General features: G+C 46.0%; 6 protein-coding genes. 3 read left to right on the top strand and 3 right to left on the bottom strand.

Going from position 1 to position 15041, the window contains the following annotated elements; all coding sequences use genetic code 11:
* Position 1: 1 nt before the first annotated feature.
* Genes CPIN_RS07305 through CPIN_RS07295 form a run of 3 tightly spaced genes read right to left on the bottom strand, consistent with a single transcriptional unit; the run spans position 2 to position 4896 of the window.
* The gene (locus tag CPIN_RS07305; RefSeq protein ID WP_012789128.1) at positions 2 to 898 is read right to left on the bottom strand and encodes an aldo/keto reductase; all 897 of its coding nucleotides are present in this window, start codon (positions 896 to 898) and stop codon (positions 2 to 4) included.
* Between the two features lie 23 nt (positions 899 to 921).
* Entirely contained in the window at positions 922 to 3198 is a 2277-nt protein-coding gene (locus CPIN_RS07300) for a DUF2357 domain-containing protein (RefSeq protein ID WP_012789127.1), read from the bottom strand.
* 3 nt (positions 3199 to 3201) lie between these two features.
* Positions 3202 to 4896 carry an McrB family protein gene (locus CPIN_RS07295; RefSeq protein ID WP_012789126.1) on the bottom strand — a complete coding sequence of 565 codons (1695 nt, stop codon included), beginning with the start codon at positions 4894 to 4896 and terminating at the stop codon, positions 3202 to 3204.
* A 691-nt stretch (positions 4897 to 5587) separates the two neighbouring features.
* Here CPIN_RS07295 and CPIN_RS07290 point away from each other — a divergent pair.
* The 3 genes from CPIN_RS07290 to CPIN_RS07280 all read left to right on the top strand — a co-directional run bounded on the left by CPIN_RS07290 (position 5588) and on the right by CPIN_RS07280 (position 15014).
* Positions 5588 to 6244, top strand: a complete 657-nt coding sequence (locus CPIN_RS07290) for a GIY-YIG nuclease family protein (RefSeq protein ID WP_012789125.1) — start codon at positions 5588 to 5590, stop codon at positions 6242 to 6244.
* Between the two features lie 349 nt (positions 6245 to 6593).
* The gene (locus CPIN_RS07285) at positions 6594 to 7400 is read left to right on the top strand and encodes a DUF6515 family protein (protein ID WP_012789124.1); all 807 of its coding nucleotides are present in this window, start codon (positions 6594 to 6596) and stop codon (positions 7398 to 7400) included.
* A 630-nt stretch (positions 7401 to 8030) separates the two neighbouring features.
* On the top strand, positions 8031 to 15014 hold the full coding sequence (locus tag CPIN_RS07280; protein ID WP_012789123.1) for a type I polyketide synthase: 6984 nt from the start codon (positions 8031 to 8033) through the stop codon (positions 15012 to 15014).
* Positions 15015 to 15041: the final 27 nt, after the last annotated feature.

The raw sequence follows: 15041 nt of genomic DNA, 5'->3' as shown, positions 1-15041 counted from the left end.
ATCAGCGATGCTGGTCGTAATAATTTGCGACCAGCTCGTATCCTAACATGACTCTTTCCGCTGACGTAAGTGGCGTGGTCAACGGCAATCCTGCCGCTTCGTCCAGTTGCGTCAGCGTTCTTATTCCTACCACAGCGGCTCTTACAGCCGGTTCTCCCAGAATATAACACATTGCGGTTTGTGCCGGCGTACGCTTATCAGCCGAAATCTGCTGTACGGCATTCGCCATCTTATGCACATCTTCTGCACTATAGTTCAGATAAGACTCCGCAGGTTTTCCTGCCAGCAGCCCTTTGGCGACACTACCTCTCGCCAGTACACCGATGTTATGTTTATCCAGTAATGGCAGCATATCTTCTTCCGGCCGTCTGTCCAGCAGACTGTATTGCATCATCACACTGCTCATATTGGAGCGCTGTATCCATTCCCGGATCACATTGGGTCTGATCGAAGAGATTCCATAATAACGGATCTTCCCGTCATGTTGCAAGCGCTCAAAGGTGTCCACAATATCATCAATAGGATCTTCCAGGGTACCGCCATGCAGCTGGTAGAGGTCTATATACTCAACGTTCAGTCTGCGCAGACTGTCTTCCACGGCCTTCCTGATATATTCAGGACTCGGATTCCAGTCCCATCCACTTCCATCCGCACGCCATTGATTCCCCACTTTGGTGGCAATGATTGCATCATTTCTTCTGTCTTTTAATGCCTTACCGAGTTGCTTTTCATTCTCTCCCTGCTTATAAAGGTCTGCTGTATCAAAGAAGTTAATACCTTTATCAAGCGCCTGTGCGATCAGGTTTTCATTTTCAGCAGCGTTATCACCCAGGGACATACACCCAAATGCGATCTCACTGATATCGAGATTGGAATTGCCAAGTATATTGTAGTTCATACACCTAATTTAAGCAATTCTGCTTATCCTTTCCGGGGAGATTTACGGACAGTACCCAGTACTTCCGTACCGGGTACTGTCATGATAAATCCGTTCACAGGGCGATACAGGAACTTTATTTGCGTATAGCGTTTATTGTTAGCCATGCCTTTTATGCGAACGTAATCATCCAGCATTACCTTATTCTTCAGGGTCAGCACAACATACCGTCTGCCTTCGTCCCGGAATAAGGGATGCGTTGGCGGATAAATATCCCGCCATGCTTTTATGTGTATGGCAGTTATATCATAATAACAAATGATCCCCTGTCCTTCAAAATAAGGCGCCACCCGAAGCACCCTGCGCTCTCCTATTGCCGGATCGAGCTGCCTGATCGGATATAATGTAGCGACCTGGGAAGCGGCTGTTTCAATCAATGTAACATCATTTACCTTTACAGGAATAACAATCACGTAAGCCTCCATCAGTTCGATGCCAGGGCTTTCGGGATTTAATATATGCTGTAAGTGCGTTTTACTGTCTTCTTTGATCAGCTTGCGCAGGTGCTTTTTTAGCAGGTTTTTTCCTTCTTTGTGATAAGGAAGGAAAGCGAAGCCACCCTCGTCCTTAGGCAGAATTACTTCGTCGTAGTACTTCTTGTAAGCGGTACCCGCCTCCCTGCCGGGAAATAGAATGTAAGCAGCGGCTATCTCCTTTTTGTACCCATGTCCACCGTTCTCTTTTGGTTTGTTATAAAACACCCGTCTGTAGTTATTCAGCTGCCGGATATCCGATTCCAGTGGGATGTCTATATTATCGTATTCCTTAGACGCTATCAATCTGTATTTAGGATCAAATATGTATGTCTGATATAAATCTGGATGTTGACCTTTCTTTCCCACCTTCATGATAATATGCAAGCATATTTCTTCTTCCTGACCACCAGCGATCGTATCCGTAAAATCGCCTGTATAATGCGGTTCCTGGTACAATTCTACTACTATTTCATCGGGACAATGGAAGGTCATTTTCGACTGTACATCTTTTTGCGGTACGATCCCGACTGCTTTCTTTTTAATCGCAGCCATTTTATGTATCTCCGGAGAAACGCCTGTAACCTGTCTTATAAGGTCTGCCATTCCGAAGAAGGTCCAGACTTTATACATATACCCGACGTCTTTCAGCTCCATTTCATAAAGGCCATCCAGTAACTGATATCCTTTCCGCAGGGTTTCCCAGTCTTTTTTAAGACCTGCATACCCCGGATGCGCTTGCATTATCTGCGAATGTAGCGGCTCTCCATCAAAGGATTTGATGTCTTTCAGAAAGCTTCGCTTCAGTAAACTACTCAGGGCTTCCGCCGAAAATTCCAGCTGTATACGATACTCCCGTGCGATTCTCTTAAAACTGCTGTCCCGGGTCAATTTTTGGTAGACATCCCGGTAAGTTGACAGGATATCTTTAATGATATGTTTTACAAAACGGTTCTCATAGTTATCCTCCATCAGGCTTTGCCCTATCGTATCAAAGAAGTGTCCTGGTTTGCCTTCAAACATTTCCAGCTTATCGGAAAGTTTGTTTCTTGGATTTACCACTGCTGTTACCTTTACCCTTTTCATTTCAATCTCCGGGTTCGTGTGAGGATCGTCAACTACTGCCTTCACGTTCCTCACAATACTTCTAAAAAGATTTCTGAAGTTAGTCCACCACAGTATGGCACTATCATCCGTTCCACACGACTCAAAAGGATGAGAGGTTTTTTTCAGATGATCGATAAATAAACGGGGATGGATCACTTCGACACTTCGCTGCATGGCAGGCAGATCCCGTTTAAAGTCTAGATTTACAGCATAAACCTGAAACTCAAAAGCAACACGATGTGGAATCGTCTTGTACTGATAATGAAGGACCAGTTCAAAGTCGCCCGGTTCATTCCTGAAGTCGAGTACAGCGGGAGATACAAAAGTGTTATCGTTCGTTTTTTGCATTTGAAAGAGACCATCGAGGCTATCAAGCTTTGTATAAACAGAAGGATGTAATACGTCCCGATGGAAGCTCAGTGTAAACTTATACCTGATAGTATCGAAGATAACCGGGTAATTTGCCTGTAGCATACTTATCTCCTCAAAGCAATGGCTTTTAGGGTTCCATATACAGAAAATACATTTACCCGCAGAACATACATACGCTGTTACTAAATTTGATTCCAAATGTCTTTGTCTGGCAATCTGGAACATCTCTTCAAACGCTGCTACATCTCTACCGTCTGCCAGTGCCACCACCAGACTAAAATGTTCATGTTTAACAGACAGTATATGCATTTGTTACCAATAAGAAGTATAACCAACATTTTCAAGAACAGACTGCATTCGCAGTACCTTCTGGCGGCTGGCAGGGAAATATGCCATTTCCGGTAGCAGACGATCGAGCAGTAAGCGGCAGGTATCATTGTCTCCGGTTATTCTTACCAGTATCTTCATAGCGATCACTTCGTCCAGAAAGGCGTATATCCAATCTACCGGTAAATCTGCTTTCTTTTGTTCGCAATGAAGGAAGCAGTATACCAGCGTCTGATGCAGTACACGATCACTTAATGCAAACTTTGTATCCTCCAGTATAATATATAGTTTTTCAAGATGCCGGGAGATACGCATACCAATATCAGGATGATTTTGATAAGCAATGAACCTGTCAAGTGGAGGAGCCATGAGCCAAGCTGCAATTTCATATGTTGGTGGATATTCCCATTGTTCAGTTTCCCCAATCAGTTTTTCCTGTAGCGGTTTCATTTTCACCTCAATGACCATGGCCCTGTCGAGTACCCTGGTGCTGATAGTGCGGGTGATCTCATTCATATTAACAGTACCTATCACAAATAAATTAACTGGCATACTGATCCCTTTTTCCAGGAATTGCTGTCGCAGATCGTTGTTTTCCAACAAACCCAACTGCTGCCAGAAAGTTGGGTCTCCATGGCTGTAACGAGTTACTTCGTCAGCATTAAGGAATGGATCATATATTGTTCTTCCATCGTGTACCCTGGCAGTTTCCAATACACTCAGAAAGTCTGAAAAATAGTGTTCGGGCTGCGCCAGGTTCATTTCATCCAGACACAAAATGAAAGGCACTTCCGGATATTTCCAGGCCTTTATCATAAAGCACAGCAGCTTCGTACAATGGTATCGTAATATGCCTCTGTGCGTGACCGCATAGCCGAGGAGATCATCTGGTTCGTGCCAGTTAGGCCTGACACTGATCATTTCAAAATTACCCGGACTATCGCCTGTACGGAGAGCGGGGTCAGAGCAAGTCATATAAGCCAACTTGCGTGCTGTCCATGACTTTCCGGTCCCACTGTTACCGCCCAGCAACACAAAAGGCTTTGTTCTTAAAGCCATTAGCAGCTTACGGTAGGGATGTTCAAATGCGATAGCAGATGCTTTGCCTGTAGTGCGATTTTGAGGCTGTTTTAAGCCCTCTTTCCTTTTGGCGGGAGTAATTAGTTTCATGTGTATGTTCGTTTGGTTAACAGGCATGTTGATGGTCTCTACGTGCATATTATATCCCTCCAGTGCTTCCCAGGCAGGACCGTCAGTAAACAGCTGCTGCAAATCACTCACCCTTTCGAGCCGGTTGGCATTGTCACCCTCTTCGCTCCACAAACTGGCAACGGCGACCTGCCTGAGTGGCTTTTGCCATTTCCAGCCTTTCGGGATGTTAACTATCTGTTTTACTACATATTGACGGAATTCGTCGCCTTCCGTGCCGGCATATGTACCATCATCATAATCAAACTCCTTTAGCATCGTAAGCTTATTACGGACTGCCGTACAGGTAACTGCAGTCGCAATGGTAAACAAGGCTTCCTTTTCTTCACGGTTAACAAAAAAGGCGATCTCACCTGGTGCGGTGTCACTCAGTTCTGTCTCGTTCCAGAAAATGAATGTCTTGTCGGGGGATAACAGGTTATGATAGTCCGGATTGCCTCTCCTGACATCATATATTTTGGCAGGTTTCATACTGCAAGTTATTCAAACAAAGGAAACAAACAATTAAAAATCAAATACTTATCAATTTGATATTATTTTTATCAATCTGATCTCAACACATCCACCAATGCTATTTGACCGCTTATTTCCTTTCATCCTGATTAGCTCATAAATACGCCCATATCTAAAGGATGACACGGCCAGACGACGATACTATCAGGACTGTTCCAATTGCCAGATGGAAAACAGAAAAGAAGTATGTAAACCAATCACAGGATTAAAAGAATAGCTGTAATCCTTCATTAGGATTAAAAGCTGTACCTGTAAGTTTCAAACAAGGGTATCTAACAATAGTGTAAACCCTATATCAGTATTATTCTATCAGGTAGACGTCTGGTATCTATGGGTCATGTACCTTATATAGCTAATATTCAATCGAATACAAACAACATGTCTTACATCGCTATCGCCTGCCGAAAAACTTTATAGTTTCCCCTAGCACAGCTAAAGCTTTACAGTTACCGTATTTTTTACGGGATGCGCTTTGCCGCAGCAGGGTACTGCACTCAATCCTACGGTAGCTATACTACCACTGGCACAGGGAATTGGCAATAGCTGTTCAAACAGATACCCTCCGATTCATATAAACTGGACTATTCTCAAAAAAAATCGGCAATTTGCAGCTGTAACCTTTTATGACACCCTCGTAACTTATCAGCCGATGGAACAGGTACAGATCGGAAAGTGTGTTTATATTATCAATACGGGAAAGAACCTTTTTAAAATAGGCAAGACGCAGGATCTTCAGAAAAGACTGGCGGCCTATCATACCCATCTGCCTGTAATGTTCCGGGTGATCAGGCAGTATGCTGCTGCGAACATGACTGAACTGGAAGAATGTCTGCATATCGTATTCCAGCATAAAAGAGTGAAAGGGGAATGGTTTGAACTGACCAAAGAAGATCTTGTTATCTGCGACAATATTGCCCGTAATTACGCACTTACCGAGTTACATAAACAGGCCAGAAAGTATAACGTGATCCGTTATAGCGACAATCCGCTGTTACAGGTCATGGAAGCCAACGAAAAATACCTGCAGGATTATTCCCGGGTAGCCCAGGATATTGAGCTGGGCCTCAGTACGGATGAAATATTTGAACTCAACGAAGGCCAGGTCAGTAAAACAGTGATTGAAACCGTACGCCGCCTGCTGAAATACCGTACCCCTAATTCTGAATTCCTGAGTAAATGGCTGAAGATTGTGAATGACCTGGGCGCAGGAATGAGTGAAAATGCCATTCTGGAGAGATACAAAGGCCAGATCAGCCGTAGTACCATACACATGATCAAAAGAATACTCCGGAACCAGCTTTATTAACCGGAAAGTATTGCATTACACCATATACCCACACTATTGTAGTGCTTCCTTACATCACTCCCGAAGCCAGGAATCGCCGTTGCGTGTTTTAAGTTTTTTCGTCTTCCCGGACCAGCAGTCTCAACACATAAGACACTTTCGGCGAATCTTCATATCTAATTGATTATCAAATAAAAATTATTTGGTATAGGAATTGTTAAAATAAAACTAGTTGTTAAACTCTGGAGTTAGATAGGGGTCTAAATATCAAATAACAGGGGGAAGACAAAGCTCTCTTTAATCGCGTAGTAATACAGTTTGATTTGCGGCCAACCAGTCAGGCTGTGGCACCACACTAAATGCATCAATAATGAAAAACAGGATATTTTTACTGGGCGCGCTCATTGCCCTGGCCACCTTGAGCTCAGTAAACAGCGCATCAGCCCAGAGAGGACGTTTCGGAGGAGGTGGACATGTATCCGTTGGACGAGGGGTGAGCAGACAGGTCGTTACGGGACCACGTGTATCCACCAGGATCGGCGTAGGTATCGGTTATGGCGGATACCGGAGCTGGGGTGGCGGCTATTACCATGGCCCTTCCCGTTACTACGGTGGTCACTATTACCGTCCGGGCTATTACTATCGTCCTTACCGCTATTACGGTCCGCCTATCGGCTTCCGTGTCGGCATATTACCTTACGGTTTTCTGACTTTTAATACGGGCTGGGGACCTTACTACTATTCCGACGGTTTCTTCTATCGTCCTTATGCAAATGCACAAACACAGACTGAACAGTATGAAGTGGTAGACCCACCTATGGGTGTCGTGATACCATCTCTGCCAAGTGGAGCAAAAACAGTTGTCATCGATGGCAATACCTACTACGAAAAAAATGGTACATTCTACCAGGAAGTACAACAGGATAAACAGATAAAATATGTTGTCGTAGGTAAGAACGGAGAACTAAATACCGGTAACAACCAGGATGGTCAGAATGAAAATACAGCACCTCCTGAAGATGAAATATATGCGACATTACCTGATGGTAGCCGCGGTGTAGAAATCAACGGTCAACAACTGTATGTTTCTCCGGACGGTATGTATTATCAGGAAGTAACCAACGCCGATAATTCACGGGGTTATAAAATTGTCGGTAAAATGTCTGCTGACAATTAATCCTTCTTCTAACTAAATGAGCAAGTGGAACATAGTGGCGCGATGTCACAATGTTCCACTTGTCTTTTTAAGACGATATGTAAAAGCACGTATATATTAAGTTCATGTTAACCGACTTATAATTCACTTCACCTCTTCTTTTATAGAATTTATTTTATTATTTTTAACAGACCTTTAAGACATGTGCATCCATTTTAAGGAATGCATCTCAGATAACCATAACAACCATATTTGTATTTTATGAATCCTATAACCCAGCGTAAAGACGCGACCCGTAAGGGTATACCACTAATTCAATTCACTTTTCACATAGAATATTCAACAAAAAAATATTATCACATATAATTTAGAAATAAATTAAGCTACGAACAGTGAACAGTGATATAACTAATGCTCATGTGATAGATCGGGCCGTTTAGCCTATATAATTCTGCGCTATGAAAAAGCTGATATCCTAATCGAGAAACAGGATTGTTGTGCCTTGTAAATGACGTCTGACGGGGCATAACGAGGAATTACAGCCAGATATACCTTAGAAATTTGAAATTAATACACGCGGTATAACATCTCACGATGATTTAAGAATCATGGTCAGGATGAGTCATGCCTGTTACCTATTAAACATCTACTATGGATACACCTACAATTATCGGCATCACCCCGATGGAGCACCCTGATGTGCCATTAGCCCTTGCCCTGGCGCAGACCGACGCGTTACCCGTATTACATCTCGGACGCGATAAAGAAGCCGCTGAAAAGGCATTAAACGTTTTATCTCAACACCAACATACATTCGGTGTGTGCTATTCCGTTAGTGAGATGGCAGACATTCAGCTACCTGCACAGGTAACATTAATCATCGCGCCTTTTGCCATAAGCGCCAGTGTGCCGAAAGACATTACTACTTACTATCAGGTGTATTCCCTGTCAGAAGCATTAGCCGCTGCCCAGGAACAGGCAGAGGGTATTATTATAAAAGGAAACGAAGGCGCAGGAAAAGTCGCTGATGAATCCAGTTTTATCCTCTTTCAACAGATCGTTAAAGCTCTCCCGGATACAAAGATCTGGGTACAAGGGGGCGCCGGTATCCATACCACAGCAGCACTTATCGCCACCGGCGCAGCAGGTGTTGTACTGGATAGTCAGTTGCTGCTTTTCCCTGAATGTAAAGCGCCCGCCGCTATCAAAAACGTCTGTGAGAAACTGAATGGAAACGAAGCCCGCGTGATCGATCAGTTCCGTGTACTGATACGCCCTAATTCTCCTGCCCTGCCGGAGCACGCTACCCAAAAAGACATTACACCATATCTTGATATCATTGACCTGGACAAAGGCCTGCTGCCGCTTGGACAGGATGTAGCCATTTCTATTGACCTGGTGAAACGCTACAAAAAACTCGGCCGGATGATCCGGGGATTGCAGGAAGCGATCCGTGGACATATCGTACAGGCCAAAGCAGGTAATATATTATCTCCGGATAATGCGCTGGCAAAAGAGCTGAACATCACTTACCCTATTGCCCAGGGTCCGATGACACGCGTGAGCGACGTTCCTGCATTTGCCGCAGCTGTTGCAGATGCAGGGGCACTGCCTTTTGTAGCACTGTCCCTGTTAAAAGGAGACACTGCAAAAACACTCCTTCAGCAAACCAGAGCGCTGGCAGATAAAAAAACCTGGGGCGTAGGCATACTTGGATTTGCACCGCCCGAATTACGTGATGAACAGATCGCCTATATCAAAGAAGTAAAACCACCGATGGTACTGATCGCAGGTGGTCGTCCTTCACAGGCGAAAGAAATGGAAGACATCGGTATCACCTCCTTCCTGCACGTGCCTTCCGCTTCTTTACTGGATATGTTTATCAAGGAAGGGGCGAGAAAATTTGTCTTCGAAGGCAGAGAATGCGGCGGACACGTAGGTCCCTTGTCCAGTCTCGTCTTATGGGAAAAACAGATCGAACGCCTGCTACAGGAAGAACAGGCCAGCGCGTTTAGCGTCTTCTTTGCCGGTGGTATTCATGATGCGCTTTCTGCCGCTTTCATTGCGGTAATGTCAGCCTCACTGGCCACCAAAGGAGCTAAAATCGGTGTGTTAATGGGCACAGCCTATATCTATACACAGGAAGCAGTAAGCACAGGCGCTATCCTCCAACAATTCCAGGATCAGGCCATACTGCACAACAGTACGGTGTTGCTGGAAACAGCTCCTGGTCACGAAACCCGTTGCCTGCAATCCCCATTTACCACTTTTTTTCAACAACAGAAGACACGTCTGCAGGAAGAACAACTGGATAAAAAGGAGATCTGGGCGAAACTGGAAGACCTGAATGTCGGCAGACTGCGTATTGCCGCCAAGGGAGTAGAGCGGAAAGACAACGGGCTGGTACAGATCAATGCCACACAACAGTTACAGGATGGTATGTATATGATTGGCCAGGTGGCTGCTATGAGACAGGCCATCGTGTCAATGACAGATCTGCACAAAGATGTAGCAGAAGAAAACTTCAATTATATACAGGCATCCGTTTTACCGGCACCACTACCTGCATCAGAAAAAGCGCTGGATGTGGCCATTATCGGCATGGCCTGTATTTATCCCGGTGCGCGCAATGTGGAAGAATTCTGGGCCAATATACTGGCCGGCAAAGACTGTGTGACCGAAGTACCGGATGAACGCTGGAACAAAGATCTATACTACGACGGCAATTCCAATGATGGCGACAAGTCACCTTCCAAATGGGGCGGTTTCATTCCCCGTATTGACTTTGATCCGGTGGCTTTTGGTATTCCGCCACAATCACTGGCCGCAATTGATCCGACACAACTATTAGCCTTGCTGGTGGCCAAACAGGCATTAGAAAATGCCGGTTATGGCAACAGTGATTACAATACAGAGGACGTCTCTGTGATCATCGGTGCAGAAGGCGGTAATGATCTTGCCAATAATTATGGCTTCCGCTCCCTTTACAGGCAATTCCTGGGGGAAATGCCGGAAGAACTGGACAATGTCTTACCTAAACTCACGGAAGATTCCTTCCCCGGTGTACTGGCCAATGTCATTTCCGGACGTATCACCAACAGGCTCAATCTGGGGGGCCGTAACTATACTGTAGATGCTGCCTGCGCTTCTTCGCTTGCAGCGGTTGACCTGGCCTGTCAGGAACTGATATTGGGTAAATCAGATATGGTACTGGCCGGCGCAGCTGACCTGCACAACGGCATCAATGACTATCTCATGTTTGCCAGCACCCATGCCCTGTCACGCAAAGGAAGGTGTATGACCTTTGACTCCGCCGCTGATGGTATTGCACTGGGAGAAGGCGTAGCCATGCTGGTGTTAAAAAGGTATGCTGACGCTAAACAAGACGGAGATCACGTTTATGCCGTGATTAAGGGCGTTGGCGGCTCCAGTGATGGCAAGAGCTTAGGGTTGACCGCTCCGCGTAAAGCAGGGCAAATAAAGGCCTTAGAAAGGGCATATGAGCAAAGTGGGGTATCTCCCGCTACACTTGGACTGGTAGAAGCACATGGTACAGGAACCGTCGTCGGAGACAAAACGGAACTCAGCGCTTTGTCAGACATGCTGATACAGTCAGGGGCTATCGCCGGACAAACCTATCTTGGTTCTGTAAAGACACAGATAGGTCATACCAAATGTGCGGCCGGTATCGCTGGTCTTATCAAGGCAACGCTATCGGTATACCATGGTGTGAAGCCTCCTACCCTGCATATGCGTACTCCCAATGCATTTTATAATGAAAATACCAGCCCCTTCCTCTTCAATACCAGTACTGGTTTGTGGCTGGAAGAAGAGCGGTTCGCAGGCATCAGTGCATTCGGATTCGGAGGTACTAATTTTCATGCCGTGATCAGCAATGACCGCACGGCCAGCCCTACAGCCACTACACTGGCTAACTGGCCTGCTGAACTATTTGTATTCCGGGGAGAGAATGACGCAGCCGTAAAACGGCTCATGCAGGCTGTCCATGCGATACTCTCCAATAATGACCAGATCACATTAAAAGATATCGCTTACAGTCTTTATCACTACAACGACGCACCCGTACGCCTGACAGTAGTTGCAGGCACACGGGAAGATCTGTTACTGAAAACCGAACTGGCGTTATCCGGCGCTTCTTCAAAAGAGATTTATGTAAGCGCTGAAACGACAGGCAAAGTGGCTTTCTTATTTCCCGGACAGGGCAGTCAGCGTGTCAATATGGCGAGAGAACTGTTTGTTGCTTTCCCGCAGATGCGTAAACTGTTAAAGCGCTATCCGCAGTATGAAAAATTACTGTTCCCGGCGGCCGCTTTTAGTGAAGAGAAAATCAATCAACAGAAAGAAAAAATAAAAGACACCCGTATCACGCAACCCTTACTGGGCATTGTCGACCTGGCAATCGCGGAGTTCCTGCAGGAACTGGGCATTCAGCCCGATATGGTAGCAGGACATAGCTATGGGGAGTTACCCGCACTTTGTTTCGCAGGCGCATTCCCGGCTAATGAACTGGTACCATTAAGTGAAAGAAGAGCGCAGGCGATCCTGGATGCGGTAGAAGAAGACAAGGGCATCATGGTGGCGCTCAACAGCAGTAAAGAAGCCCTGGCACCATTTATAGCAGCTGGTACCGGCGTCTATGCGGTGAACCATAATTCTCCGCAGCAATGGGTACTGGCAGGTGCTACACCGGCGATGGAAAACCTGATGAATGAACTTAAAGCACAGAAGATATCCTTTAAACAAATGGAAGTCGCCTGCGCATTTCATAGTCCGCTGATTGCAAAATCAGCAGCTTTGTATACTGCAGCTATCAACGATATCACCTTTAACAAGACGGCTATACCTGTATGGTCTAACACTACCGCCGCCCTATATCCAGATACGCCTGCTGCTATTAAAGCACGCATGGCAGTGCATCTTGTTAGTCCGGTACTCTTTTCGGAGCAGGTACAACAGATGTATGCAGACGGCGCCAGGATCTTTGTAGAAGTAGGTCCGGGCAAAGTACTGACAGGATTAACCCGTTCCATCGTGGGTAAAGACAATGTGTTACTACACACAGAAGATACTGAACCAGATGCGATCACACATCTGCTGCATACCATTGCAAAATACATGGCTACCGGCAGGAGCGTACAACTGGATAAACTCTTCGCTGACAGAAATACACGCATCCTCAACCTCGATGCCCCTGAGCAATATAAAAAGAGTGCTACGATCTGGCATGTAAATGGTCAGCTGGCTGTTCCTGCTGTCGGTAAACTGCCTGCACATGGCGCGATGCCGGTATTACAGCCGATCCAGCTACATACAGCGGTGGCTGCACAAGTAGTAACAACGCCTTCCGGCAATGCGGAACTGATGGTGCAGGAATACCTGAATAGCGTAAAATACATCGTACAGGCACAAAGGGATGTCATCCTCGGTTATCTTGGGCAAAATCCGGCGAATATTAACCGCCTGGACATTCCTGCTACACCTGCGGCATTACCAGTCACACCAGCCAGAAAGGAACCTGTTCCCACACAGATTACCGTATCCCTCAACACACAACCGGTGAACGGTAAACAGGATGTAAAAAGGATCCTCATTGAAGTGGTGAGTGCCAAGACGGGTTATCCACATGAAATGCTGGGAATGGAAATGGATATGGAAGCCGATCTGAGCATCGACTCTATTAAACGGATGGAGATCATCGGTGAACTGAGAACGCAGATGGGAGGCTTTAATAAAAGCGGCAAAGGCGATGAAGGCGCCGTAGAACAACTCGCCGGTATAAAAACGCTGAACGGACTGCTTGAATGGATCGCCGACAATGTCAGTGATGCGCAGGCGGAAACCGGCGGTATCTCTTTACAACATGCTATTGAAAAACCAACTAATATTCCACCTGCCGGCGCTTCCTGGACAGAAAATGATATCAGGAGCACCATACTGCTGACCGTCAGTGAAAAGACCGGTTACCCGACTGACATGCTGGGTATGGACCTTGATCTGGAAGCGGATCTCAGTATTGATTCCATCAAACGTATGGAAATACTGGGTGAACTGAAAGTGAAGATCGGCGGACTGGGACAGTCCGCAGGCAATACAGAAGCGCTGGCAGGCATTAAAACTTTAAACGGGCTGGTTAGCTGGATCACAAGCAATCTGTCTGCCCAGGTGACCGCATCCCTTGCTGTTGAAGCGACGGTTGTACCAAACGTCAGCACAGCACCTGCATCTCTGTCGAGAATTACTTTTTCACTAAGCCCTTATGCATTCAATGAAAAAGATGCCGTGAGTATCAGCGGTAAAAAGTTTGCCGTTACAGATGATGGTTCTCACTTACCCCTGGCCATCAAAAAACTGCTGGAACAACAGGGCGCCCAGGTAGATATTGTGACCGAAAAGGATGTACTTGAATACTACCAGGGACTGATCATACTTGATATGGTCGCCGCCCCTGACAGGCCGGACATACTGTCCACTTTTGCTACTATCAAAAAACTACATCCTGAAAACGTACAATGGGTGTATGCCATCTCTGGCCTGAACAGCGGCGATATACAACAGTTGCGCGAAGTACAGGGTTATCCTGGTTTCCTGAAAAGCCTGGATAAAGAATGGGACCATGCGAAATGCAGAAGCATCAGTCTGACAGGGCAACTATTCCCTGAAAAGATCCCTGCCATTATACTGGGAGAGTTACTCCATCCGGATACACCTGCTGAAGTTATTTACCACGATGGCGTACGGCACATTTTTGACCTGGTGCCTAAACAATTACCAGTCAGCGATACGGCCAGTATTGCTTTGGGAAAGGAGGCAGTTGTACTGGTGCTGGGCGGCGCTCAGGGTATTACGGCTGAACTGACGGTGCGTTTCTCCAAAGACTATCCCTGTCACTACGTGTTGGTAGGCCGATCTCCTGATCCCCGTACAGAAGACCTGCCGAACTATTCTTCACTGAAAACAAAAGAAGATATCAAACAACAACTGATCAGGGAAGGTGAGATTACGAAGCCGGCAGCGATTGAAAAGCGTGCTTCAGATATCCACAAGTTTAACCAGATCTTACAGACGATCCGGGCACTGGAAGACAATGGTGCTACTGTTTCTTATCATTCGCTGGACCTGAGAAATGAAGCCGCACTCCATACCCTCATCAGCACCCTGTATGAAACCCATGGCCGCATAGACGGTGTGGTACATGGAGCAGGATTGCTGGAAGATAAACTCTTCAGACAGAAAACAGCAGACTCCTTTGAAAGAGTGTTCTCTACTAAAGTCACCCCACTGAGAATCCTGGTGGAAAAGTTACAGGCAGACACTCAGTTTGTCGTACTGTTTTCAAGTGTGGCTTCTGTATATGGTAACCGTGGTCAAACCGACTATGCAGCTGCCAACAGTGTACTGGACAGATATGCCTGGGAACTGAAAAACCTGATCAAAGGAAAGGTGACGACTATCAACTGGGGTCCCTGGAAAGGCACCGGCATGGTATCGCCGGCACTGGAGAAGGAATATGAGCGCAGAGGCATTGCTTTAATTCCCTTACAGGCAGGCATGGAAACCTTTGTGAACGAATTGAAATACGGCAATGAGAGTCAGGTACTGATCATGGCGGAATAGGCTATTACCACAACTAAAGTCATGACA

Origin of the sequence: Chitinophaga pinensis DSM 2588 (genome assembly GCF_000024005.1) — a bacterium.
Taxonomy (GTDB): Bacteria; Bacteroidota; Bacteroidia; order Chitinophagales; family Chitinophagaceae; genus Chitinophaga; species Chitinophaga pinensis.
This window is presented reverse-complemented; position numbering and strand designations above follow the sequence as displayed.